The following is a 22,467-nucleotide window of genomic DNA, read 5'->3' as shown; positions in this document are numbered from 1 at the left end:
GCTGCGCGCGGCTTATGTTGCAGTGCACAAAAACTCCTTGCATTCGCGTTTGCAGCATGTATATTGTGCAGTGCAACAAGACGCGAAGACCGTAAGGAATTGAACTAATGGCAAACGAAGCCACCAGCAAAATCGATGCCGCCGCAGAGAAGGCTTATGCCGAAGCTGCTGCGCGCAAGGTAGACACGGCCAAGGTCGAAGCCGCCGTCGAGAAGGACACTGTTCCTGCTCCGAAGGCTGAAGTCGTCGCCAAGGCGGTCGCAGCGCCAACGCCCCCCGCCAAGAAGACGGTAGCGAAGAAGACCGCAGCGAAGAAAACTCCTGCGAAGCGCAAGCCGGCCGCGCCCAAAAAGGCCGCACCGAAGAAAGTTGCTGCGAAAAAGCCCGCAGCCAAGAAAACCGCCACCCGCAAGGTAGCCGCCAAAAAGGCCGCACCTGCCAAGGCACCCACGAAAAACGTCGCGGCCAAAGCCGCTTCCCCCATCACCAAAGCAAAGGACACCATCATGGCCACTGCCAAGAATGCAAAGAACACCGCCAAGAAGACCGATTTCGTCGAAACTGCCAAGACTGTTGCTGCCGATGCGCAGACCCGTCTGAAGGGCGTGTACGCGAAGGGCACCGACGTTGCCGGTGAAGTGGTCGACTTTCACAAGCACAACCTCGAAGCCATCGTCGAGTCGGGCAAAGTCCTGACCTCGGGTATGCAGGACATGGGCCGCGAAGCCGTCGCTGACACCAAGAAAGCTGCCGAGCAGGTTACCGAAGACGTGCGCCTGATCGCTGCCGTCAAGTCGCCGACCGAACTGTTTAAGCTGCAGGGCGACTTCACGCGCCGCAACATCGACGCCGCCATCGCTTACAGCTCCAAGAGCACCGAAGCATGGATGAAGCTGGCCAACGAAGCATTCGCTCCGATTTCCAGCCGCGCAAGCGAGGCTGCCGAGCGTTTCAAGAAAGCTGCCTAAGCCTTTCCCAGCTATCGGCGACCCCTCCCTCCCCGCCGATAGCCGGAAACAACGAGAGAGCCGGATGCGCCAGCCGCGTCCGGCTCTTTTCGTTTACCTTTTGCAGGCTATGGGCCGTGCATCCCGGCGGCATCTAATTTGCCCTGCCGACCTCCGCCCATCTTGCAACCTGCCCCGCCTTCGCCGATATTACCGCCGAGTATGAAGTTTCCGATGCCCTTCCCTCCCGCCCATAACGCCTATGCAGTCCGATCCGCCGGAGAAGACGACGCGCCCGGTGGCCCCGGAAACAATGGGGGGGAAGACACCGAAATCGGTATCGCCACGAAAACGCGCGCGAAGCCGAAAAAGCCGAGCCAGTACAAGGTTCTGCTGCTGAACGACGATTATACGCCGATGGAATTCGTGGTGATCGTTCTGAAGCGGTTCTTCCGGATGGATATCGACGAGGCCACGCAAGTGATGCTGCATGTCCACCAGAAGGGCGTCGGCGTCTGCGGCGTCTATCCCTATGAAGTGGCCGAAACGAAGGTCAATCAGGTGATGGATTTCGCCAAGCAGAACCAACACCCGCTGCAATGCACGCTGGAGAAGGCGTGAGCGGCGCATCACTCGACCGATGAGGCAGCCGCATCATCCCGAGCCCGACACCCCGAAAGAGGGGCAGGAAAGCGTGTGGGACTATCCCCGACCTGCCATCGCCGAACCCACTTCGCGCCACATCACAATCGAGCATCGCGGCACGGTGATTGCCGATACACGCAGCGCCTGGCGGACGCTGGAGACCAGCCATCCGCCGACCTACTACATCCCGCCAGCAGATGTTCTGACCGAGTATCTGCGGCCCAATCCACGCCGCTCGATGTGCGAATGGAAGGGTCAGGCACGTTATTGGGATCTGGTGATTGCGGACAAGAAGCTGGAGGCAGTCGCATGGAGCTATGCCGACCCTACCCCCGCCTTTGCCGGAATACGCGACATGTTTGCCTTCTATCCCGACCCGCTGGATTTCTGCTGGGTCGATGGGGAAGTTGTCACTCCGCAGCCCGGCCAGTTCTATGGCGGATGGATCACCTCCCGCGAAGCAGGGCCGTTCAAAGGCATTCCCGGCAGCCAGTTCTGGTAGACTGACCAGTCCACGCACAGCAGGGCATGACCGCGCGCAGATTTATCGCTAGGGGTATGGCGAGAACCATAAAGAGCCGCCCGAATTCTTGAACATTCTTCCCGCCCTTGATCGTTATATCCTCCGGCTGGTCATCGTTCCGATGGTCTCGGTCTTCGTGCTTGCTGCGTCGCTGCTGCTGCTCGACAAGATGCTGCGGCTGTTCGATTTTGTCGCGGTCGAAGGCGGCCCGATCGCCATCGTGTTTAAGATGCTGGGCGCGCTGATCCCGGAATATGCCAGTCTTGCGATACCTCTGGGGCTGATGCTGGGCATCCTCTTCGCCTTCCGCAAACTGGCGACTTCCAGCGAACTCGATATTTTGCGCGCCGTGGGCATGTCTTACCTGCGCCTGCTGCGCGTGCCCTATATGATCACCGCCGTGCTGGTCGCGGTGAACATCGCTCTGGTGTTCTACATCCAGCCCGTCAGCCGGTATTATTACGAGCAGCTGGAATACGATCTGCGCTCGGGCGCGCTGGGTGCTTCGATCAAGGTCGGTGAGTTCACCACGTTGGCCGACCGGATGGCGCTCAGGATCGAGGAAAGCGAGGATGAGGGCCGCCGGTTGAAAGGCATTTTCGCGCGCATTTCGGACGAGGACGGACAAGTGCTTTCCGTATCCGCGCGCGAAGGCACTTTCCTCGCCACCACGGACAGCCCCGAAACCATCATCCTGCAACTGACCGACGGGACTATCGTGCAGGACGAACCCGGCGCGACCCCGCGCGTCCTTAGCTTTACCCGCCATGATCTACCGATAGACTTGCCTGCCATCGAGCAATTCCGGCAGCGCGGGGAGGCGGAGCGGGAGTATATCCTCCCCGAACTCCTCCGCATCGGCTGGGACACCGGGCAGACGGAGGAAGCGCGCGACGGCAGTCAGGCGAGTTTCAATTTCCGGCTGGTCGAGGTTGTGATGATGCTGATGCTGCCCTTGCTGGCGGTGGCGCTGGCCATACCCCCGAAGCGATCGACCAGCGCGCTGGGCGTCTTCGTGTCGATCATCATGGTGGTCAGCTATCACAAGATAAACCAGTACGGGGAGGATATCGCCGCGCTTGGCCGGATTGATCCCATTATCGCCCTGTGGGGGCCGTTCGTGCTGTTCGCCGCGCTGATCTTCTGGATGTTCTATCAGGTGGCCTATGTTCCGGGCGGGCAACCGATTGGTGCGCTGGAGAATGCCGCAGCTAATCTCGGCAAGAAAATGCGCAAGCTGTTCCGGCGGCGCAAACACCGTTCCGACGCCTTCGTAACCGATGTGGCCGATCCGGCTACGGCGCCTGCGGAATAGAGCCCGGCTACGCAGATGCAGCTCGATTTCTTCCCCTCGTGGACCCTGACCACCTACCTCGCGAAGATCTTCGTGGTCCGCATCCTCGCCGTGCTGGTCATGCTGGTGCTGGTCCTGCTGATGCTGGATCTGCTGTCGAGAAGCGGCGATATTTTGGCGGTGGACGGCAATGGACAGGCAGAATTGCTGCAATATGCCGGGTACCGGATACCCCAGCTGATCCAGCGCTTCCTGCCCTATTCGGTTCTGCTGGCGACGATCATTTCGCTGATCACCCTGAACCAAAACAGCGAAGTTATCGCGATGAAGGCTGCCGGTCTTTCTGCCCATCAGGTACTCGCGCCGCTACTGCTGACGGCGCTGGTGGTGGCGGTCATCAGCTTTGCTTTCAACGAACGTGTTGTGACGAGCGCCACCGCATCGCTCAAAGCCTGGGAGGCAACCGAATACGGTGCCGTTCCACTAGAGGATGATGCGCGCAAGGGCCTCTATCTGACCGATGGCAATGACATCCTGACCGCCACCACCATGACCGGGCGGGGCGACAAGATACAATTGCAGAGTGTCACCTGGTATCGCCGCAGCGATGCGGGTCAGATCGTGCGGCAGGTGCGGGCAGACAGCGCCGAATTTGCCGGGCCGGGTTGGCGCCTGATCGGGGCCACCGCCTTCGACGTCGGAACCGCCGAAACGCGCAACGCTGCAGATGTGACCGTAGCGCCTGGTATCACGCCTTCGCAGATCGAGCTGGAAAGCGTCGATGCCGATGCGCTGGGTTTCATGGAACTGCGCGATTCCATTCAGGCCTACAAAGCCAGCGGACGCGCCACGGCCGAGCTGGAGGCGAAGTGGTGGCACAAGGTTTCGGGGCCGCTCTCCGCCTTCCTTATGCCGCTGCTGGGCGCAGTGGCTGCATTCGGGCTGGCCCGGTCCGGGCAATTGTTTGTCCGCGCAATTATCGGAATGGCGCTGGGCTTTGCCTATTTCGTGGTCGACAATGCCGCGCTCGCGATGGGCAGCTTTGGCGGGTACCCTCCGTTTTTGGCGGCATGGGCACCGTTCTTCCTCTTCCTGCTGGTCGGTGAGACAGTTCTGATCCGGACCGAAGAGTGATCGGCAAATGACCGACTGGACTATCCGCCTCGCCCAGCCCGGCGATGCGGATCATTGGCCTGCCATAGAGCGCGCAGCTGGCACTCTTTTTTCGGGCGACCCCGATCTGGCCGATCTGGACTTCGACGAAACGTGGGAGCCGGACGAGCTGCGGGCACTGATCCGTAAGGGGCATTGCCTTTCGGCGAGCCTCGGCCAGCGCCCGATTGGCTTTCTGGCCAGCCAACCGTTCAGCCGCGAACTGCATGTTTGGGAAATGTCGGTCCATCCGGACGGCCAGAGATTGGGCATCGGCTCAGCCCTGATGCGGGCCTGTCTGGTCGATGCGCATAATTCCGGCTTCAAAGCGGTCACCCTTACCACCTTCCGCGATCTGGCGTGGAATGGCCCTTTCTATGCTGCGCTGGGGTTTGAGGAAGTCACCGCGCTGGATGCTCACCCCCGGCTCAGCGCGGAACTCGCGCTGGAAGCAGACAACGGCCTGCCACCGGAGCGCCGGTGCGCGATGATCCGATTTCTCGATTGAGGAACCAACCGGCCCCTTATAACGGAGCCTAGCGTCCGCGCGCCATCGTACTGCGGGCAATCTTCCCGACCAGAAACACCATGCCGGGATGGTTCGCCTGCTTGTAGGTCGAGCCATCGCCCAGTTCCCGGTGCAAGCGCCGATGCGCTTCGGGAAGCGAATGATACGGCATGGAAGGCATCAGGTGGTGCAGCGCGTGATAGCGCAGGCCGACCGGTGCCCAGATCTCTGCCAGAACGCCCGGCGGCGGGACATTGACGCTGTCGAGGAACTGCGCCGTCACCGTCATCGGCTCGCCCTCATTCTCCCACAAATGCGCCACCAAGGTGCGCAGCTGATTGAGCGTGGCGGTGAGTGACAGGATCGCCAGTGCAATCAGCAGCGGACGCCAGCCAAGCACGAACATGCTGCCAATCAGCGTCCAGCTCCAGACAAAGCCGCCCAGCTCCTGCCAAAATATGCGGCGGCTCATCTCGCCTTCCGCAGGGCGGCGGCGAAATTCAGGGTTAATCGAAAGCGAGGAAAAGCGCTGCCAGACCACCCGCCGCACCGGCGGCAGGATCGCGCCAAGCGGGACCAGTACGGCGAAGCGGAAGATCAACGCAATCGGTGCCAGCATTGCGATCAGCACAAAGGTGGGCAGTGTCCACGGCTTCATCAGAGCCAGCGGCAGGTATTCTGGGTCCTCGATGGTGCCGTATTGCGTGCGTTTGTGATGGATCACATGCACGCCCTCATACATGAATGACGGGGTCAACAGAGGCACGCCGACCAGCGCATTCCAAGCAAAGCGGAAGCCCGGCAGAGCATCCTTGTGAATATGCGCGACCTCGTGATTGAACATCAATGCGCGGTAGAGCGCCAGAGCACCAATGAGCCCGAACACCAGCGCAAGGCCCACACTGTCGGTCAATATCGCGCCAGCAATGGAAGCGTAGCCGATGCCTGCAGAGAGCAACATATCGGGCCAGTAGAACCGCTCGCGCGCGTCATACAGATCTTTGGTCAGATCCCGCGCAGCGCGCAGCATCGCCTTGTCGTCGGCTATGGGCGCACGGGGGCCGCCAACGCCAGCATCTCTGGCGGAGACTTGTGCCACAGTGGCAGGATCAAGGCTGTGTTCTACACTCATGTACGCTTCTTGGGTTTTTGTGTGATGGGCTCTTACTGCAAAATTGCCTTGCGTCATACCGGCGAAGGGCTGCCTCCCTTGAGGCGGGCTGCTTGACAAGCGCGCCTCTGCCTAGACAGGAGCGAACGCAAGCTGAACATCACCAAAGAGCAGGCCAGCCATGCAGGGCAGTAAAATAGATATTCGCCCCCTTTCGGACAAGGGCAAGGCCGGGAAGCGCGACCGGGCGGCCTTCGTCGATCTCGGCCGGGCCTTCTCGCGACGGGTGCCCAATTCCGTGCCGCAATTGCGGTCCGAGGAACTGGAACTGGTCGATCCGGCGAAAAACCCGTTCTTCGAACATGCCACTGTGCAATTGTTCATCGCCGCGCGCGATGGCCAGCCTGTGGGGCGAATATCGGCCCATATCGATCATCTGGCTCTGGAAATATCGCCCGAGCAGGGAATGGGGCCGGGCACCGGCATGTTCGGCTATTTCGATGCCGAAGATGAAGAAGTGGCGCGCGCCCTGCTAAACACCGCAGAGGCGTGGCTGCGCCAGCAAGGGATGACCCGCGCTCTTGGCCCGATCACGATGTCGATCTGGGAAGAGCCCGGCCTGCTGGTGAAAGGGCAGGACCATCCGCCCATGGTCATGATGGGGCATCACCCGGCGCATTACCGCGAATGGATCGAGAATGCTGGCTATGTGCCGGCCAAGAAGCTGGTTACGTACGATCTCGATGTACGCGGAGGCTTCTCCCCGCTTATCCAGCGAATCGTGCGCTCTGGCAGCAAGAACGATCGGATTAGCGTGCGCCCCGTCGATCTGGCGCACTATGACGAAGAGATCGCGACGATTCTGGCGATACTCAACGATGCCTGGTCGACGAATTGGGGTTTCGTGCCCTTCACTCCTGCCGAAGTTGCGCATGCGGGCAAGAAGCTGAAGCCGATCATCAAGGCGCCGCTGAACCGGATTGCCGAGGTCGACGGCAAGCCGGTCGCTTTCATGCTGACCTTCCCAGATGTGAACGACATCATGGGCCGGATCGACGGCAAGCTGTTTCCGACCGGCTGGTTCCATCTCCTGCGCTGGCTCAGGAAGCCGATGGGCGCAGGGATGCGCGTCCCTCTGATGGGCGTTTTGCGTGAACTGCACAATTCTCGCATGGCCAGCCAGCTTGCCTTTATGATGATCGAGGATATCCGTCAGGAGGCAGTCCGGCTTTACGGCACCACGCGCGGAGAACTCGGATGGGTGCTGGACGACAATCAGGGAATGGTCGCCATCGCGGATGCTATCGATTCAAAGATCAACCGCGAATATCTGATTTTCGATAAGACGCTCTAACATATAAATTTTCTCGCAGCTGTCCGTTGGTGCAAGGGAACCTGCGGCCCCATGGTGCATTGGAATGGAATTGCAGCGGTGCATTCCTTGCCGCTGCACAGGAAACCCCGCCCGAATGGCCCGCAAGCAGCTTAAATCCCCCAGCCCCGGCCACTGTATGGTGGTGGAAGATGACAGCCTGCTGGCCGCAACGATCGAGGCTGTTCTGATAGATGCCGGGGCACTCAGCGTAAGCTTGTGCGCTTCGACAGCACAGGCGATGGCCCAGTTGCAGAAGCAATTGCCCGACGTGCTGGTCCTCGATGTCCATCTGGCCGACAGCGACGATGGCTGGGCCCTAGCGGAACTGGTCGCGACCATCGGCCCCAAGCGCCCGCGGATCATTTTCTCGACCGGCTCGCCCGACGATATCCCGCAGTCGATCAGAAAGCTCGGTACGGTTCTGGCAAAGCCCTACGCGCCCGAGGAATTGGCGGCGCTGGCAATGCCTGCACCGCAAAAGGGCTTGCTGCAAAGATTGCGCCCCTAACCGAAGCCCTTTGGCCGCGGGTCATCAAACGTACCGCACCCTAATGTCTTCTTGCCCCGAAACGTATGAGGCCTCCATTCGAGATTAGTCGAAAGGAGGCCTCGGGATCGTATCACCGCCGCTTGGACGGGAGGGGGGGTCTCGGCGGTGATGTAAGGATAATGCTCCATTTGAAATGGGGTTCCCGCCCCCATCGAAATTTCTTAAAAAAAATGTCGCGCCCGCACATCCGGAGCGTGTTCGCAATGTGTTACGCCTGTGGAACCGAGTAACGAACCGCACGTTGTGCGTTCCAACAGGGTGGACCATATCCGGCCCCCGGCCTCTGGAAGGGAAAATATGTCGCTTGGAGAAAATGTCGCTGCCAACCTGCCCTATCTGCGCCGCTATGCGCGCGCGCTGACCGGGGCTCAGTCAACCGGCGATGCGTTTGTGCGTCAGACTCTGGAGGCCGCATTGGCTGACGAAGCGCTGAAAGCAGAGTTGAGCGGGGGCCGCGTGGCCCTTTACCGGGCCTTCAACAAGGTTTGGTCCGCCACCAGCATCGATAGCAGCCAAGCCAATGCGGGCGATGATCTGGCTACCGACGCAGGCGCAGAGGGCCACGAGGCAACCGCGCGGCAACGGCTGTCGGCTATCACTCCGCTCAACCGTCAGGCCTTGTTGCTGACCACGCTGGAGGATTTCTCTATCGAAGAAGCGGCGCAGGTCATGGATCTTCCCGAAACCGAAGTGGAAACCATGGTCCAGGAAGCCGTTGCCGAGATAGATCGCGAGTCTTCCACCAATGTCCTTATCATCGAGGACGAACCGCTGATTTCGATGCAGCTGGAAGATCTTGTGCGCGGACTGGGTCACGACATTTTCGGCACCGCCGCCACGCGTACGCAGGCACAGGATTTGGTCGCTGAGAATACACCGGGACTGGTGCTCGCCGATATCCAGTTGGCCGATGGTTCCAGCGGGCTGGATGCGGTGGATGATATTCTGGCGATTGCCGAGGTGCCGGTGATCTTCATCACCGCCTATCCCGAACGCCTGTTGACCGGCGACCGTCCCGAACCGACTTATCTGGTCACCAAGCCATTTCAGGAAGCGACCGTTCGGGCTGCTATCAGCCAGGCGCTGTTCTTCAATTCAAGCCAGCCCTTGGACTGATTGTGCGGGCTTAATGCGTGCGCGGACCGGCGAGGATATTGTCGATCTGCGCCGCAGACCCCTCCGTTACCACGCCGCCTTTCTGATGCGCTCTGAGCGCAAAGGCACTGGGTTTGCGGACCGGCACGTCCATTTGACAGCGGACGCCATCCACCGCGAATTCCAGCTCCACCGGATGCTGCAATTCGTGGGCGACGATTTTCTCGATCAACTCGGTGCCAAAGCCCCGCTTGCGGGTTTGAGACACAGGTGGTCCGCCGCTTTCCACCCATTCGATCCGCGCGAGATTGTCTTCCACAAGCGACCACGTCACCGATACTTTTCCGCCGTGCTGGCTGAGCGCGCCGTATTTGGACGCATTCGTCGCCAGCTCGTGGATCGCGAGGCCAAGCGACAACGCATCGCCCGGAGCAAGCTCCACACTGGGGCCGTCCATCACCAAAGTCGTGTCGCCATTGTCTGAATAAGGCGCCATTTCCGTCCCCACCACGTCGCATATCGGTGTGGTGCCCCATTCGGATTCAGTCAGCAGATCATGCGTCGCCGAAAGCGCGCGGATACGCCCGTCCAGACCATCGGCAAAATCATCGAGATTGCTGGCCCGCCGGCGGGTAAGCGAAACAATCGAAAGGACATTGGCCAGCGTATTTTTCACCCGGTGGTTCAGCTCGCGGGTCAGCGAATTGCGAATCAGGTTCTGCTCCGTAAAATAATCGAGCGACGCCTGATCTTCGTAAGCCTGCTGGGTCAGCAAGCGTGCCACAAGCATGGACAGGCTGGCGACGGCCAAACCGAAGAGCAAGGTCATCATCGACAAGAACGACAGCGCGCTGCCCTGGGCAAATTCGACCTGAACAATCATCGGACGGCTGGCCAGGCGAAACTCGACAGTCGAATACCAGCCGGTCGCGGTGGCAGGTGGTACCGATGCGAGCAAATTGGTCGGCTGGGCTGATCCTTCGTACAATTGCACGCCGAGATCGCCGATATTCTCCGCTATGACGACGGAATCGAGGAAGTCCTGCGCCGAGAAGGGACTGTAGATGAACCCTTTCAAATCCCGCGTGCCTGTCTGGAAAACAGGCATGAAGACCAGAAAGCCATTGGCATCGCCGCTGCCCTCCTGCTTCAGAATAACCTTGCCGCTCGCGGTAGGTCGGACGGCGCGCACCGCTTCCTGCATCGCAATCCGGCGGGTGCTGTCGGACCACATATCGAAGCCGAGCGCGCGGCGGTTGCGCTGTGTATCGGGCTGGAGATAGGTGACGGGGACAATATTGTCGCGGTCGCTCGGCGGATAGGGTGTCACACTGTTTACGCCAGACTGCGCCGCCTGCACTCGCTGCTCGAAGGCAATGATCTCGCTCGCGGTCAGATGCTCCGCCCAGCCGATCCCTTCTGCTCCGCGATAATCCGCATCAAGCCGTAATTCGGTGACGAACCGGCGGAAAACCGGTGCCTCGACGCCGTCTAGCGTAGCAAACAGGGCCGCACCCGCCCGCAAATAGGAACTGGTCGTGTTGCCCCGCCGATCCAGAGCCGAGGCAATCGCCTGCGCCGTCTTGGCAAGCCGCGCCTGCTCTGCCGCTTGTTCCCCGCGCTCGATCGCCCATACGCTCAGCGCGGTAATAGCCGCGATGAAAACGAAAATCGCGACCGGTACTGCCCGGGGGTAGCTGACGAGCCAGCGCCGGGTTCTGCGCAATGTGGAGGCGTCGGACGGTCTCAAGCGGGAACCTTCAAATGGATCTATTCGTCAAGCTATGCGCGGTATGTGCGACAACGGGGGAACCATGCTGGACAACATTCGTTCCACCCACTCACGTGATTCACTCCCGCCATCGGCCAAACAAAGGCGTTGGATGGAACGGGCACCCGAGGGAAATTTTTGGTGACGAACAAGAAAGAGCCCGGCTCGACGCCGACCGGCAAGGCAGCAACCGGTAAGCGTCAGGACCCGCAATGGGCCAACGGCCTGAAGCAATTATACGATTCAGTGGTCGACGAACCGCTCCCCGACAGCTTTAAGGAACTCCTTTCTAAGCTGGACGGCAATTCCAAATGAGCGAATCGAAACGCACCGCTGCCGAGCAGGCGGACTTTAAACGCGAACTGACCGAGGTGGTGCCCCACCTGCGCGCCTTTGCACGCGGCCTGTGCGGACGCCCCGATATGGCGGACGATCTGGTACAGGAAGCAATGATGAAAGCTTGGGCCGCGCGCGAGCGTTTCGAGCCCGGCACCTCCATGCGCGCCTGGACTTTTGTCATCCTGCGCAATGCCTATCTCACGGATATGCGCCGCAACCGGTTTCGCGGTGAATATGACGAAGGCGTGGCCGAACGGATCCTGACCGCACCGGCCGGACAGGAAGAACCCGTCCATCTTTCCGACATGCACCGCGCCTTGCTGACCCTGCCCCCGGAACGGCGTGAGGCACTGCTGCTGGTCGGCGCGGGCGGATTTTCCTACGAAGAAGCGGCCAATATCTGTGGCTGTGCCGTCGGCACGATCAAGAGCCGGGTGGGCCGCGCCCGTTCGGCACTCAGCGCCATGCTGGAAGACGGAAGCATTCCCAACAGATCGACCGACGATGCCTCCGCCCACCGGGCCATTCTGGAAGAGCTGGACAGTGTTGCCGCCGGCAATGGCGTTGCCGCGCCAACGAACTGATCGAACAGACCTTCCTGTCGCTGCGACCCGCGTGATAAGGGTCGGCGCATGAGTGAGACAGATACCCCGCCCGATATTCCGCCTTCGCTGAAAGAAGCGCAGAATGCGCGCGGTCGTCTGGCCTTTGCGCAGCAGGAATTGCGGCTGATCAGCACGCTGGTGCTTCTCCTCGGCATCGGTCTGTTTCTGGCGCTGCCGTTTGTGCTGTCGATAGGCTCTGTCGTTTTCCTGCCGCTGACGACTGCTCTGATCCTGTCGATCCTGCTGGCCCCGCTGGCGGACCGGCTATCCAGTTGGGGCGTGCCCAATGTGCTGGCATCGCTCCTTTCGCTCTTGGTGTTCTTTGCCATTGTCCTGCTGGCCTTCGCCGTGATCCTGCAGCCTGCCATCGCGCTGTTCGATGATTTGCCCCGGCTCGCCGATCAGGTCGCCGATCGTTTCACCGAGCTGCGCGACCAGTTCGCATGGCTGGCCGCCGCGAACGAGCGGTTTGCCGAAGCGGTGGGCTATACCGGCGCCAACGAGGTTGTGCTGGCTGGCCCCTCGGTATTCGAGCAGGTTGCAGTCGGCGCGCCGACAGTCGTTCTGGAAGTCTTGCTGACCTTCCTGATGGCGTTCTTCATGGTCGAGGCGCGGGTCCGCCTGCGCCGCAATCTGATGTTCGGCCGCACCAGCTTCGGCACCAGCGTCAAGGCCGCTCGGGTCTTGCGCGAAGTCCAAGACAGGGTGGCGAACTACATTCTGACCGTCGCGTGGATCAATCTGGGGGTCGGCGTGGTGGTCGGGACAGGAGCCTGGCTGCTGGGAGTCGATGCACCCTTGATGTGGGGCGGGCTCGCCACCCTGCTAAACTTCATCCCCTATATCGGCCCGCTGGTGATGACCGTGGTCCTGACCCTGTTCGGTGTAGGTACCAGCGAGACTGTGCTGCTCGGCCTGATCCCAGCGGCAGCCTATCTCGCCCTGCATACAGTCGAAGCCAACGTTGTCACACCTTCCATACTGGGCGCGCGATTCACGATGAACCCCGTGATGATCCTCATCGCGTTTTCCTATTTCAGCTGGATATGGGGCGTGTTCGGGGCGTTGTTGTCGGTCCCCATCCTGCTGATGCTGACCGCCCTGTTTGACCATACCGGCAGGCCCAATCTGGTCGGATTTGTCTTCGGCGAACCGTTGTTCGGCAACCAGCTTATGGTGTTGGGAGAGGATGGAAGCGCAGAAAATTCCGTCGACCCGCCTCCGGCCAACTAGCTGGCGGGCCCTCTTTGAACCGGCGCACAAAAAAGGCCCGCCCGGCGAGAGTGCCGGGCGGACCTTCCTTTGTTGCGACCCAATCGGGTTTAGGCGGCGTAGCTCCAGGTGGTGCCGCGCGCCAAATTCTCGGAGGCGAAGCTCCAGTTGAGCTTCTCCGTCGTCACAGCCTTGAGATAGGCCGGACGGGCGTTCTGGTGATCGAGATAATAGGCATGCTCCCAAAGGTCGATGACCAGCAGCGGGTTTACTCCGTCCTGATCGGCCAGCGTGTCGCCGTCATGGGTTTCTTCAATGGTCAGCTTGCCGCCCTTTTCTGCCAGCCAGACCCAACCGCTGGCGAAGTGGCCTGCGCCGCGATCCTGCAGCTGCGTTTTCAGCTCGTCGACCGAACCGAAACTGTCGTCGATCATCGCCTTCAACTCGTCAGACGGGGCGGTTTCCTCTCCGGCCATGGAGTGCCAGTAGAAACCGTGATTCCAGCTTTGTGCGCTGTTGTTGAACAGGCCCTGGTCGGCCCCGCGCGCAGCGGCGATAATCTCTTCCAGCGCCTTGTCCGCGTGGTCTGTCCCATCGATGGCGGCGTTGGTCTTGTCGACATATGCCTTGTGGTGCTTGCCGTGGTGGAAGCTGAGCGTTTCAGCTGAAACGGCGGGCGCCAATGCGGTGTCTGCATAGGGCAGCGGGGTCACTTCAAAAGCCATGATGGGTCTCCAGTCTCGAATAGAAAGATTGATGGTTTAGCCACTCAACGCGCCAAGCGGCTGTGGGTTGCAGGCAAGGGAGATTTTATTCTGCCGCCCCTGTGTTGCTATGTGCGTCGCTTGTCTCTTCCAGCCCCCCTGCCCCGCGATCCGTCGCTGCCGTAACCGCGACGTTCATCGTGACATTGGCCAGCGTGCGCATGATATCGGGGAGCATCTCCACCGCCACCAGCAGTGCCAGCGGCTCTATCGGAACGCCCATCGCCAGTGCAATCGGGCCGATGGAAATCACGAAGCTGATCGATCCCGGCAGGCTGACCGAGCCAACGCTGATCACCAGAGCCACGGCAATGCCGGTCGCCAGGGTCAGCGGGGTCAATTCCACACCCACCAGAGTGGCGACATAGATCGCCACCGCCATGTTCATTGCGGGGCTGGTCGCGCGGAAAATCGCCACGGCCAGCGGCAGGACGAAATCGGCCGTATCCTCGCGCAATTTCAGCCGGCGCGCGCTGTCGAGCATGGCGGGCAGGCTGGCGAGCGAGCTTTGCGTGCTGACAGCCACAGCCTGTGCCGGCAATATCCCGCGCGCAAAACGCAGCGGGCCGACGCGGCCAACCACGAAAGCGAGCGCATAGGCGGTCAGCAGCACCACCGCGCCCATTGCCGAGACGGTAAGGATATAGTGGATCAGCGTGGCAAAGGCCCCGTCACCCCCCGCCCGCAGAGCAACTCCGAAGGCCAGTGCAAACACCCCGACCGGCGCGAGCCACAGCACCCAGCCGATAATGATCAGCATGGAATTGCCCAGCGCGCGGAAGAACCGGAGCAGGACCTCGCCCTGCCCCGGCGGGATGCGGGTGATGGCAACAGCAAACAAAGCGAAGAACAGGGTGAGCGGCAGCATCGCCGTTTCCGCCGCCGCCGCAAACAGATTGGGTGCGACCAGCGAAGCGACGAAATCGCCCAGCTCTGGCACAGCTTGTGGCTCCATCGCCTCTCCGCCCGCCAGCAATGCCGTCGCCGCTTGCGGGATCGGGAACGCGGCCAGCAGCAGCGGCATCAGCACTGCGCTGATCAATCCGCTGAAGATGAGTATACCGAACACCCAGCCAAGCATCCGCCGTGCCGTCGCCCCTGCGCGCGCAGCGGCGACCATCTGGGCAATGCCCATCACCAGCAGCGCGGCGACCAGCGGGATGATCGTCATCTGCAAGGCCCGCAACCACAGCGTACCGATAGGCTGGGTAATCGCCGCAGCGGACGCCTGTATGTCGCTGCCCTGCACCAGCGCGCCCAGCACCAGCCCGCCGACCAGACCACCAAATGTCCACCACACCGGCAGCGTGATCTTTACCAGCCCCGTTTCGTCTGCATTCTGATTGGCCAAAACCTGCCCGCTCCCTCTTCGCTTTAGCCCGGGACCCCGTCACTAATGCGCTATTAAGGCTGCGCGTCTATGGGGGCTATAAAGGCTGTATTCTTACAGGGGGCCTTTGCAGGGGAACGCATGACACGCAAATATTTCGGCACGGACGGTATCCGGGGGGAGACCAATTCCGGCGCAATGACCGCCGCAACAGCCATGCGCGTGGCGCAGGCAGCAGGCACCCATTTCCGCCGGGGCGATCACCGCCACCGCGTGGTGATCGGCAAGGATACACGCCTTTCGGGCTATATGATGGAAAGCGCGCTGGTCGCAGGTTTCACCAGTGTCGGCGTGGACGTGATCATGACCGGCCCTCTGCCCACTCCGGCGGTTGCCTTGCTGACGCGGGAAATGCGGGCCGATCTGGGCGTGATGATTTCTGCCAGCCACAACCCCTATCAGGACAACGGGATCAAACTGTTCGGCCCCAATGGCTTTAAGCTGGACGACGATACAGAGCGCGAAATCGAGCGCCTGATCGATGAGGATCCCCAGCTGGTCCCCGCCGCCGAAATCGGCCGTGCCCGGCGGATAGACGACGCCCGTGGACGCTACATCCACGCAATCAAGCAATCCGTGTCCGACGATATCCGGTTCGATGATCTGAAAGTGGTGGTCGATTGCGCCAACGGGGCGTCCTATCAGGTCGCGCCCTCCGCGATCTGGGAATTGGGCGCAGAGGTTATCACGCTGGGCGTCAGCCCCAATGGCACCAATATCAATGACGGAGTTGGCTCCACGTCGCTGGATGCGATCAAGGCCAAGGTGGTGGAAGAAGGCGCGGATATCGGCATCGCGCTGGATGGGGACGCGGACCGCCTGATCGTGATCGACGAGACAGGCCGCGAGGTCGATGGCGACCAGATCATGGCGCTGATCGCAGGCCGCATGGCGGAAAAGGGCGAGCTGAAAGGCGGCGGCGTTGTGGCCACCGTGATGAGCAATCTGGGGCTGGAGCGATATCTTGAGGCCAAAGGCCTGACACTGGAACGGACCGGCGTAGGCGACCGCTATGTGCTGGCCCGGATGCGCGAAGGCGGTTTCAATATCGGCGGCGAGCAGTCGGGGCATATGATCCTGCTCGACCATGCAACCACGGGCGACGGCACTGTGGCGGCACTGCGGGTGCTGGCCAGCCTTGTCCGATCCGGCAAGCGCGCGAGCGAGCTGCTCCACCAGTTCGAGCCGGTGCCGCAATTGCTTAAGAACGTGCGGTATGCAGGCGGCGCCCCGCTGGAGAATGCGGGCGTCAAAGCCGCCATCGCCGATGCCGAGGCAGAGCTGGCAGGCAAGGGCCGTCTGGTCATCCGCGCATCGGGCACCGAACCGCTAATCCGCGTGATGGCAGAAGGCGACGACGCAGCGCAGGTAGAGGCCGTGGTGGACCGGGTGTGCGACGCAGTGAAGGCCGCCGCCTGAAGAAAGCCGCCTGAGAAAAGCCCCTCGTGCCGAGCTTGTCGAAGCACCGCCTTTTCTTCTAGCCTGAGCGCAGAGTTTCAATGTAGCCCTGCGACAAGCTCAGGGCGAACGGAGTATCTATGCTGGAAATGCGCCCCGATTGCGAACGTTGCGGCACCGATCTGCCGGCCGATGCGCCCGGAGCATTTCTGTGCAGTTTCGAATGCACTTTCTGCGCGCCATGTGCCGAGGTGCTGGATGACCGGTGCCCCAATTGCGGCGGCGAACTGACCGACCGCCCGATCCGCAGCCGCGCCTTGCTGGAGAAATATCCGGCCAGCACGACACGGAAATTCAAAGGGTGAGCGACGCCGCGCGATCAGCGCCCCGCATACCCCCTCGCATTCTGGCGATTGCAGGCTCCGACAGCAGCGGCGGAGCCGGCATTCAGGCCGATATCAAAACGATCACCATGCTGGGTGGTTATGCGATGACTGCGATCACCGCGGTCACCGCACAGAACTCTGTGGGAGTGCAAGGCATCACACCGCTGGAGGGGCAGTTTGTCGCTCGGCAGATAGTGTCCTGCGCCGAAGATATCGGCGTGGATGCGATCAAGATCGGGATGCTCCAGAACATCGATATCATCGAGGCGGTGGCGGGGGCCTTGGCTGATCTGGATCCGGACATTCCTATCGTGCTCGATCCGGTTATGGTCGCCACATCGGGCGCCCGATTGCTTCAGGATGATGCGGTGGAGATCATGCAGGAACGCCTGTTCCCGCGCGCGACCCTGCTCACCCCCAACCTGCCTGAACTGGAATTGCTCGCAGGATCAGAACTGCGCGACACCCATCTGGTCCGCGACGCCGCGCTCGAAATGGCCGAACGATATGAATGCCAAGTTCTCGCCAAAGGCGGCCATACGCAAGACGAGCAAGTAATCGACCTGCTGGTCACGCCAGCGAAAGATGGTCGCGCCTCCGGTATGGCGTCCTTCACCGACGCGCGGATCGACACCCGCCACACCCACGGCACCGGCTGCACCTTGTCATCCGCCATCGCCACACTGATCGGGCACGAGCAACCGATCGAACACGCTGTGCGGCTAGGTCGCCGCTTCGTGCGCGAAGGCATCCTGAACGCCCCCGGCTTCGGCGAAGGCGGCGGCCCGCTAGGCCATCAGGCGGTGCGGCTGACCTAAGCGTAGCGGCGGCTCACTAACCGTCCAGCTCGTAAAACTCGGCGATGTGCGCCCACGCTTCTTCGGCGGTTTCCACCCAGGTGATCAGATCGAGATCCTTTTTCGAGATGGTGCCTTCTTCGGCAATCGCCTCGAAATTGACCACCCGGTTCCAGAAATCCTTGCCGAACAGCAGGATCGGCATCGCCTTCATCTTGCCTGTCTGAATCAAAGTCAGCAGCTCGAAAAATTCGTCGAACGTGCCGAAGCCGCCGGGGAACACCGCTACCGCCCGTGCGCGCAGCAGGAAGTGCATTTTCCGCAACGCGAAGTAGTGGAAGTTGAGCGAGAGGTAGGGCGTCACATAGCCATTCGGGGCCTGCTCGTGCGGCAGGACGATGTTGAGGCCGATGCTCTCTGCGCCCGCATCGGAGGCGCCCCGATTGCCCGCCTCCATGATCGACGGTCCGCCGCCCGTGCACACGACAAACTGCCGCTTGCCGTCTTCGACGATGGATTTCTCGCTGACCAGCTTGGCAAGCTTATGCGCCTCGGCGTAGTATTTTGCCTTGTCGGCCAGCCGCTGGGCGACTTTCTGCTCAAAATCGTCACCATCTTTCGCGGCGTCGATCTTGGCCTGCGCCTGCTCCGGTGAGGGTATCCGGGCGGAGCCGTACATCACCAGTGTGGAGCCCACGCCCGCTTCGTCCAGCAGCATTTCCGGCTTCAGCAATTCCAGCTGGAACCGCACCGGGCGCAGTTCCTCGCGCAGCAGGAATTCGTCATCCTGAAACGCCAACCGATAGGCCGGATGCCGGGTTTGCGGGGTATCGCTCGGGTCTTCGGAAGAGAACTTCGCTTCCTGTTCCGCAGGATAAAACCGGCGGTCTTTCAAATCTTTTTCTGTCATGGCGCGGCCATTAGGCCGCTAACCGCACGCAATCAACGCCGACAGTCGCATCCACGTCAGACGACAAACGCCAGCAGTGCAAAGACCACGGTGCCAAAGGCCAGCGAACCAACGGTCTTGCCGCGATAGGCGGGCGACAAGAAGCCGACCAGCAGACCGCCCAGAACCACGAGAAACAGCGTGATCGCGGCGATGATCTGATAGATCTTGAAGCTCTCGGGACCATGGCCCTTATGCAGTTCCATCAGGCGGTATTGCAGGTCCGGCTCGTTCAATGTCGCCGACCACACGCCGTCTTCCTCGGCAAACACGACATAATCTTCCGACGTGGGCCGCGTGGTGATGGAGCCGGGGCGGAACCGCAGATACTCGAAATCGGTCGGCAGTTCGTTCGCCGTCAGAACCGCGCGGACGTCATCTTCGATTGTCGCGGCATCAGGGTCGAGCGTAAATCCGCTGGGCACGGTGAGCGGCGTCTCGATCACCTCGCCCTTGTTGTCGATCAGGTAATTCCCGCCCGTGAAAGCGACGAGCAGGAAGAGCGGTGCCAACAGGCCCGCCGCCAGCAAGTGGCCAAGGACAAGCAGATTGCGGACTTTGGGTGAACTCATCGGGTAATCCAGTCGGTCAATGCGGGGATGGCGCATGATTATTGATAATCAGTCGCAATAGCTATTGGCGCTGCGCCATAGCGCTGTCAATCACCGATGCAGTGAAGCTGGATGCCCCGCGAGGATTCGAACCTCGATTGACGGAGTCAGAGTCCGTAGTCTTACCATTAGACGACAGGGCATTACCGGGCTTGCCAGTCGGACACAGGGTCTGGCCCGGTGCAATGGCAAGGCGCGCCATCTATGGATGGCTTGGGCTCAGGTCAAGACCTCTCGCGGCTTCTTGCTGCCCTCGCCACTTGCCGCAACGGGCCGCGCGCGCTAGCATCGGTGTCAGGTCCTCGTGGTCGGTTTGGCTACGAGAGGAAAAGAGAGATACATGCGTTATGGCGGATCGGTTTCCGCCGGACAAAGCCAAAGGGGCTGGCGCAAAGGGGAATACCACGTCCGGCAGCGTAGCCGATTTTCGCTACAAAGCTTCCCCGCCGCCCGACACTACCCCTCCGCCGCAGGAGGATACCGAGGGCGAAGCTGCGCCTCTTATGGAGGCCGCCTCTGCACCTCGTGATCACACCAATCATACGCAGCCCCCCAATGGCGCGCACCGGCCTCGCCCTGCGCGCAGGCAGGCCTATGCCGCGCTCGATCTGGGAACCAACAATTGCCGCCTGCTGATTGCGAAACCGGCCGGCGAAGATTTCACGGTTATCGATGCTTTCAGCCGGGTAGTGAAGCTGGGTGAGGGGCTCGCGAATTCAGGGCGCCTTTCCGAAAAGGCAATGGACCGCGCGCTGGGCGCACTCGCCATCTGCGCCGACAAATTGCGCCGCCGCAATGTTTTCCTCGCAAGGTCGGTCGCGACCGAGGCCTGCCGGCGGGCCAGCAATGGACAGCGCTTTATCGACCGTGTGCGCGAGGAAACGGGCATCGTGCTCGATATCATTTCCGCGCAGGAAGAGGCGCGGCTGGCGGTGCTGGGGTGTCATGTGCTGCTGGAACAGAGCCACGGCCCAGCGGTGATTTTCGACATTGGCGGCGGCTCCACCGAGCTGGTCCTGATCGAGCCGGGCGAAGAGCAGGAAAGCAATGTGCCCCGCATTCTGGACTGGCAGAGCGTGCCGTGGGGCGTTGTTTCGCTCAGCGATACTATTGCGCGCAAGGGGGACGCGCCCGAACAACGCGCCGCACGCTATGCCGAGATGCGGCAAACGGTGTCGGACAGTTTCGCGCCCTTTTCCACCCGCGTGGATTCCTGGCGTGCGAGGCCAGACCGGCGCCTGCTGGGCACCAGCGGCACGGTGACCACGCTTGCCAGCCTGCATCTGGAACTGCCACATTACGACCGGCAGGCCGTCGACGGCCTCATCGTTCCGTCCGCTTCCATGCGCGAGATCTGTACGCGGCTGGCAGAGATGACCTGGGACGAGCGATCGGCCCTGCCCTGCATCGGTCATGACCGGGCAGAGCTGGTGGTGGCGGGCTGCGCCATTCTGGAGGCGATTCTAGACCTGTGGCCGACCGAGCAGCTGGGGGTCGCCGACAGAGGCATCCGCGAAGGCATCTTGCGCAGCCTAATGGCCGCCGACCTGACACCGCACAGCAAAGCCCCGTCTGCTTCGGGCACGCCCGGCCAATCGGGCGCAGCGCTTTGAGCCGCTCGGGCCGCGATCCGGACAAGCGCGTTCGCAAATCGAAGAAGCGCTCCGAATCAAGCCGGCTTTGGTTGCAGCGCCAGCTCAACGATCCTTATGTGAAGAAAGCCAAGGCCGATGGCTATCGCAGCCGCGCGGCCTACAAACTGCTGGAGCTGGACGAGCGTTTCAGCATTCTGTCGAAAGCAAGCCGTGTCGTCGATCTGGGCATTGCCCCCGGGGGCTGGGCGCAAGTCGTGCGTCAGAAGCGGCCCAAAGCGGGGATCGTGGGGATCGACCTCCTCGAAACGGAACCCATCGACGGCGTGACCATCCTGCTGATGGATTTCATGGACGACGCCGCACCAGCCAGGCTGGAGGCCGCGCTTGACGGACCGCCGGATCTGGTCATGTCGGACATGGCGGCCAACACGGTCGGCCATAAACAAACCGACCATTTGCGGACCATGGGGCTCGTCGAAGCGGCGGCATGGTTTGCGATCGAAACGCTGGACAAGGGCGGCAGCTTTGTCGCGAAGGTTCTGGCGGGCGGCACCGACAAGGACCTTCTGACGTTACTGAAAAAGCACTTCACCACAGTGAAGCACGCCAAACCACCGGCGAGCCGCAAGGGCTCATCCGAATGGTATGTCGTCGCGCAAGGGTTCAAAGGCCGGGATTAACCGGCCTCTCGCCCACACTAGAGTTGCTTAGGTAGCAGGTGCAGCTTCCGGCACAGGCTGTTCGTCGCCCATCGCGCCAGCAGCCTCGACGGCGCTTGCTTCGGCACCTTCGACTGCGCCGGGGCCTTCGCCCGCACCGTCGACTTCTTCACCCTCGGCAGGTTCTTCTGCAGCCTCGGGGGTCGGCAGCGGCGGGCCGCCGCCATTGGCGACCATGTACAGCGTGACATTAGCACGGTCCTGAATATCACCCAGTCCGGCAAAACTCATCTTGGTACCAGCGGCGAAACCGCGCGGGCTCTTCAACCAGGCGTCCATCGCCTCATAATCCCAGACGCCGCCCTTCTCGGTCAGCGCCGAACTGTAGGCAAAGCCCGGAACGCTGCCGCCAACCGGCTTACCCATAACGCCGTAGAGATTGGGGCCGATACCGTTTGCGCCGCCCTGATTGATCGAGTGGCAGGCGGTGCATTTTGCGAAGACTTTCTCGCCCGCTTCGGCAGAGCCAGCGGCCAGTGCCTGCGCGATGGTGGGTCCTGCATCCGCTTCCCCAGTGTCTTCCGGCGCGTCGATAAAGTAGCCGGGCTTCTCCGGCGCTTCAGCGCTATCGCCGTGGAAATATTTGGAGCTCAGGCTGCTGAAACCAAGAGCGATGATCCCGGAAAAAAGGATCCAGCCAAAGGCGGTGTTTCGGTTGTCTTGCATGCTGATACGCTATCCAGAAAGTCGGGGGTCTTTGATGCGCCCAGCACTTAGTCAGCCTGCCCCCC

At 61.4% G+C, this 22,467-nt stretch carries 24 protein-coding genes and 1 tRNA gene; 17 read left to right on the top strand and 8 right to left on the bottom strand.

Annotation, left to right across the window (positions count from 1 at the left end; genetic code table 11):
* Positions 1-107 precede the first annotated feature (107 nt).
* From ACFCW2_RS08190 to ACFCW2_RS08165, 6 genes are all read left to right on the top strand, one after another.
* Entirely contained in the window at positions 108-968 is an 861-nt protein-coding gene (locus tag ACFCW2_RS08190; RefSeq protein WP_379545563.1) for a phasin family protein, read from the top strand.
* Between the two features lie 213 nt (positions 969-1,181).
* Complete coding sequence (gene clpS / locus ACFCW2_RS08185) at positions 1,182-1,568, top strand: ATP-dependent Clp protease adapter ClpS (protein WP_379545561.1); 387 nt, start codon at positions 1,182-1,184, stop codon at positions 1,566-1,568.
* Between the two features lie 19 nt (positions 1,569-1,587).
* Complete coding sequence (locus ACFCW2_RS08180) at positions 1,588-2,094, top strand: DUF427 domain-containing protein (RefSeq protein WP_379545559.1); 507 nt, start codon at positions 1,588-1,590, stop codon at positions 2,092-2,094.
* Positions 2,095-2,182: 88 nt separating this feature from the next.
* Positions 2,183-3,430 (top strand): LptF/LptG family permease, encoded by a 1,248-nt coding sequence (locus tag ACFCW2_RS08175; protein ID WP_379545557.1) that lies wholly within the window; start codon positions 2,183-2,185, stop codon positions 3,428-3,430.
* Between the two features lie 15 nt (positions 3,431-3,445).
* Positions 3,446-4,543, top strand: coding sequence for an LPS export ABC transporter permease LptG (gene lptG / locus ACFCW2_RS08170; RefSeq protein ID WP_379545555.1), 1,098 nt, complete (start codon positions 3,446-3,448; stop codon positions 4,541-4,543).
* 7 nt (positions 4,544-4,550) lie between these two features.
* Entirely contained in the window at positions 4,551-5,069 is a 519-nt protein-coding gene (locus ACFCW2_RS08165) for a GNAT family N-acetyltransferase (protein ID WP_379545554.1), read from the top strand.
* Between the two features lie 28 nt (positions 5,070-5,097).
* Here ACFCW2_RS08165 and ACFCW2_RS08160 read toward each other — a convergent pair whose 3' ends face one another.
* Positions 5,098-6,201, bottom strand: a complete 1,104-nt coding sequence (locus ACFCW2_RS08160; RefSeq protein WP_379545553.1) for a fatty acid desaturase family protein — start codon at positions 6,199-6,201, stop codon at positions 5,098-5,100.
* A gap of 160 nt (positions 6,202-6,361) precedes the next feature.
* On the opposite strand from ACFCW2_RS08160, the gene ACFCW2_RS08155 reads away from it, so the two are divergent.
* The 3 genes from ACFCW2_RS08155 to ACFCW2_RS08145 all read left to right on the top strand — a co-directional run bounded on the left by ACFCW2_RS08155 (position 6,362) and on the right by ACFCW2_RS08145 (position 9,221).
* Positions 6,362-7,534, top strand: coding sequence for an N-acetyltransferase (locus ACFCW2_RS08155; RefSeq protein WP_379545551.1), 1,173 nt, complete (start codon positions 6,362-6,364; stop codon positions 7,532-7,534).
* A 115-nt stretch (positions 7,535-7,649) separates the two neighbouring features.
* Complete coding sequence (locus ACFCW2_RS08150; protein WP_379545550.1) at positions 7,650-8,063, top strand: response regulator; 414 nt, start codon at positions 7,650-7,652, stop codon at positions 8,061-8,063.
* A 339-nt stretch (positions 8,064-8,402) separates the two neighbouring features.
* Positions 8,403-9,221, top strand: coding sequence for a response regulator (locus tag ACFCW2_RS08145; protein ID WP_379545549.1), 819 nt, complete (start codon positions 8,403-8,405; stop codon positions 9,219-9,221).
* A gap of 10 nt (positions 9,222-9,231) precedes the next feature.
* Here ACFCW2_RS08145 and ACFCW2_RS08140 read toward each other — a convergent pair whose 3' ends face one another.
* Positions 9,232-10,950: a CHASE domain-containing protein gene (locus ACFCW2_RS08140; protein ID WP_379545547.1), complete on the bottom strand. Its 1,719-nt coding sequence runs from the start codon at positions 10,948-10,950 to the stop codon at positions 9,232-9,234.
* Between the two features lie 162 nt (positions 10,951-11,112).
* Between ACFCW2_RS08140 and ACFCW2_RS08135 the strand changes: the two genes are divergently transcribed.
* The 3 genes from ACFCW2_RS08135 to ACFCW2_RS08125 are packed head-to-tail and all read left to right on the top strand — an operon-like array spanning position 11,113 to position 13,148.
* The gene (locus ACFCW2_RS08135; protein WP_379545545.1) at positions 11,113-11,286 is read left to right on the top strand and encodes a NepR family anti-sigma factor; all 174 of its coding nucleotides are present in this window, start codon (positions 11,113-11,115) and stop codon (positions 11,284-11,286) included.
* The gene (locus tag ACFCW2_RS08130) at positions 11,283-11,894 is read left to right on the top strand and encodes a sigma-70 family RNA polymerase sigma factor (protein WP_379545543.1); all 612 of its coding nucleotides are present in this window, start codon (positions 11,283-11,285) and stop codon (positions 11,892-11,894) included. Before ACFCW2_RS08135 ends, ACFCW2_RS08130 begins: the two co-directional genes overlap by 4 nt.
* A gap of 48 nt (positions 11,895-11,942) precedes the next feature.
* Positions 11,943-13,148 (top strand): AI-2E family transporter, encoded by a 1,206-nt coding sequence (locus ACFCW2_RS08125; protein WP_379545542.1) that lies wholly within the window; start codon positions 11,943-11,945, stop codon positions 13,146-13,148.
* An 89-nt stretch (positions 13,149-13,237) separates the two neighbouring features.
* Here ACFCW2_RS08125 and ACFCW2_RS08120 read toward each other — a convergent pair whose 3' ends face one another.
* Both ACFCW2_RS08120 and ACFCW2_RS08115 read right to left on the bottom strand, forming a co-directional pair.
* Positions 13,238-13,852, bottom strand: coding sequence for a superoxide dismutase (locus ACFCW2_RS08120; protein WP_379545541.1), 615 nt, complete (start codon positions 13,850-13,852; stop codon positions 13,238-13,240).
* Between the two features lie 85 nt (positions 13,853-13,937).
* Positions 13,938-15,242 (bottom strand): dicarboxylate/amino acid:cation symporter, encoded by a 1,305-nt coding sequence (locus ACFCW2_RS08115; protein ID WP_379545539.1) that lies wholly within the window; start codon positions 15,240-15,242, stop codon positions 13,938-13,940.
* Positions 15,243-15,362: 120 nt separating this feature from the next.
* Here ACFCW2_RS08115 and glmM point away from each other — a divergent pair, with 120 nt between their 5' ends.
* The 3 genes from glmM (at position 15,363) to thiD (ending at position 17,883) form a co-directional block, all read left to right on the top strand.
* Positions 15,363-16,700: a phosphoglucosamine mutase gene (glmM, locus tag ACFCW2_RS08110; RefSeq protein ID WP_379545537.1), complete on the top strand. Its 1,338-nt coding sequence runs from the start codon at positions 15,363-15,365 to the stop codon at positions 16,698-16,700.
* A 119-nt stretch (positions 16,701-16,819) separates the two neighbouring features.
* Positions 16,820-17,044 carry a DUF1272 domain-containing protein gene (locus tag ACFCW2_RS08105; protein WP_379545536.1) on the top strand — a complete coding sequence of 75 codons (225 nt, stop codon included), beginning with the start codon at positions 16,820-16,822 and terminating at the stop codon, positions 17,042-17,044.
* Positions 17,041-17,883 (top strand): bifunctional hydroxymethylpyrimidine kinase/phosphomethylpyrimidine kinase, encoded by an 843-nt coding sequence (gene thiD / locus ACFCW2_RS08100; RefSeq protein ID WP_379545535.1) that lies wholly within the window; start codon positions 17,041-17,043, stop codon positions 17,881-17,883. Before ACFCW2_RS08105 ends, thiD begins: the two co-directional genes overlap by 4 nt.
* Positions 17,884-17,899: 16 nt before the next feature.
* Here the strand turns inward: thiD and ACFCW2_RS08095 are convergent, their stop codons facing one another.
* From ACFCW2_RS08095 to ACFCW2_RS08085, 3 genes are all read right to left on the bottom strand, one after another.
* Positions 17,900-18,772 (bottom strand): LOG family protein, encoded by an 873-nt coding sequence (locus ACFCW2_RS08095; protein WP_379545533.1) that lies wholly within the window; start codon positions 18,770-18,772, stop codon positions 17,900-17,902.
* 56 nt (positions 18,773-18,828) lie between these two features.
* Positions 18,829-19,383: a hypothetical protein gene (locus ACFCW2_RS08090; RefSeq protein WP_379545531.1), complete on the bottom strand. Its 555-nt coding sequence runs from the start codon at positions 19,381-19,383 to the stop codon at positions 18,829-18,831.
* A 108-nt stretch (positions 19,384-19,491) separates the two neighbouring features.
* A tRNA-Gln gene (locus tag ACFCW2_RS08085) sits at positions 19,492-19,565 on the bottom strand.
* A 204-nt stretch (positions 19,566-19,769) separates the two neighbouring features.
* On the opposite strand from ACFCW2_RS08085, the gene ACFCW2_RS08080 reads away from it, so the two are divergent.
* Positions 19,770-21,035 (top strand): Ppx/GppA phosphatase family protein, encoded by a 1,266-nt coding sequence (locus ACFCW2_RS08080; protein WP_379545529.1) that lies wholly within the window; start codon positions 19,770-19,772, stop codon positions 21,033-21,035.
* On the top strand, positions 21,032-21,697 hold the full coding sequence (locus ACFCW2_RS08075; RefSeq protein WP_379545527.1) for an RlmE family RNA methyltransferase: 666 nt from the start codon (positions 21,032-21,034) through the stop codon (positions 21,695-21,697). Before ACFCW2_RS08080 ends, ACFCW2_RS08075 begins: the two co-directional genes overlap by 4 nt.
* 27 nt (positions 21,698-21,724) lie before the next feature.
* Here the strand turns inward: ACFCW2_RS08075 and ACFCW2_RS08070 are convergent, their stop codons facing one another.
* Positions 21,725-22,402, bottom strand: coding sequence for a c-type cytochrome (locus tag ACFCW2_RS08070; RefSeq protein WP_379545525.1), 678 nt, complete (start codon positions 22,400-22,402; stop codon positions 21,725-21,727).
* Positions 22,403-22,467 lie beyond the last annotated feature (65 nt).

Origin of the sequence: Qipengyuania algicola (assembly GCF_042492175.1) — a bacterium.
In the GTDB taxonomy this organism is placed as follows: domain Bacteria; phylum Pseudomonadota; class Alphaproteobacteria; order Sphingomonadales; family Sphingomonadaceae; genus CAJXSN01.
The sequence above is the reverse complement of the archived record's forward strand: the minus strand, read 5'-3'. Positions and strand labels throughout refer to the sequence as shown.

Bases quoted from the DNA above. Each gene is read 5' to 3' on its own strand.
- ACFCW2_RS08155 (WP_379545551.1), top strand. From the start codon at position 6,362: ATGCAGGGCAGTAAAATAGATATTCGCCCCCTTTCGGACAAGGGCAAG.
- clpS (WP_379545561.1), top strand. From the start codon at position 1,182: ATGCCCTTCCCTCCCGCCCATAACGCCTATGCAGTCCGATCCGCCGGA.
- ACFCW2_RS08125 (WP_379545542.1), top strand. From the start codon at position 11,943: ATGAGTGAGACAGATACCCCGCCCGATATTCCGCCTTCGCTGAAAGAA.
- ACFCW2_RS08070 (WP_379545525.1), bottom strand. From the start codon at position 22,402: ATGCAAGACAACCGAAACACCGCCTTTGGCTGGATCCTTTTTTCCGGG.
- ACFCW2_RS08150 (WP_379545550.1), top strand. From the start codon at position 7,650: ATGGCCCGCAAGCAGCTTAAATCCCCCAGCCCCGGCCACTGTATGGTG.
- ACFCW2_RS08080 (WP_379545529.1), top strand. From the start codon at position 19,770: ATGGCGGATCGGTTTCCGCCGGACAAAGCCAAAGGGGCTGGCGCAAAG.
- ACFCW2_RS08180 (WP_379545559.1), top strand. From the start codon at position 1,588: ATGAGGCAGCCGCATCATCCCGAGCCCGACACCCCGAAAGAGGGGCAG.
- lptG (WP_379545555.1), top strand. From the start codon at position 3,446: ATGCAGCTCGATTTCTTCCCCTCGTGGACCCTGACCACCTACCTCGCG.
- ACFCW2_RS08095 (WP_379545533.1), bottom strand. From the start codon at position 18,772: ATGACAGAAAAAGATTTGAAAGACCGCCGGTTTTATCCTGCGGAACAG.
- glmM (WP_379545537.1), top strand. From the start codon at position 15,363: ATGACACGCAAATATTTCGGCACGGACGGTATCCGGGGGGAGACCAAT.
- ACFCW2_RS08105 (WP_379545536.1), top strand. From the start codon at position 16,820: ATGCTGGAAATGCGCCCCGATTGCGAACGTTGCGGCACCGATCTGCCG.
- ACFCW2_RS08165 (WP_379545554.1), top strand. From the start codon at position 4,551: ATGACCGACTGGACTATCCGCCTCGCCCAGCCCGGCGATGCGGATCAT.
- ACFCW2_RS08145 (WP_379545549.1), top strand. From the start codon at position 8,403: ATGTCGCTTGGAGAAAATGTCGCTGCCAACCTGCCCTATCTGCGCCGC.
- ACFCW2_RS08120 (WP_379545541.1), bottom strand. From the start codon at position 13,852: ATGGCTTTTGAAGTGACCCCGCTGCCCTATGCAGACACCGCATTGGCG.
- ACFCW2_RS08130 (WP_379545543.1), top strand. From the start codon at position 11,283: ATGAGCGAATCGAAACGCACCGCTGCCGAGCAGGCGGACTTTAAACGC.
- ACFCW2_RS08090 (WP_379545531.1), bottom strand. From the start codon at position 19,383: ATGAGTTCACCCAAAGTCCGCAATCTGCTTGTCCTTGGCCACTTGCTG.
- ACFCW2_RS08190 (WP_379545563.1), top strand. From the start codon at position 108: ATGGCAAACGAAGCCACCAGCAAAATCGATGCCGCCGCAGAGAAGGCT.
- ACFCW2_RS08160 (WP_379545553.1), bottom strand. From the start codon at position 6,201: ATGAGTGTAGAACACAGCCTTGATCCTGCCACTGTGGCACAAGTCTCC.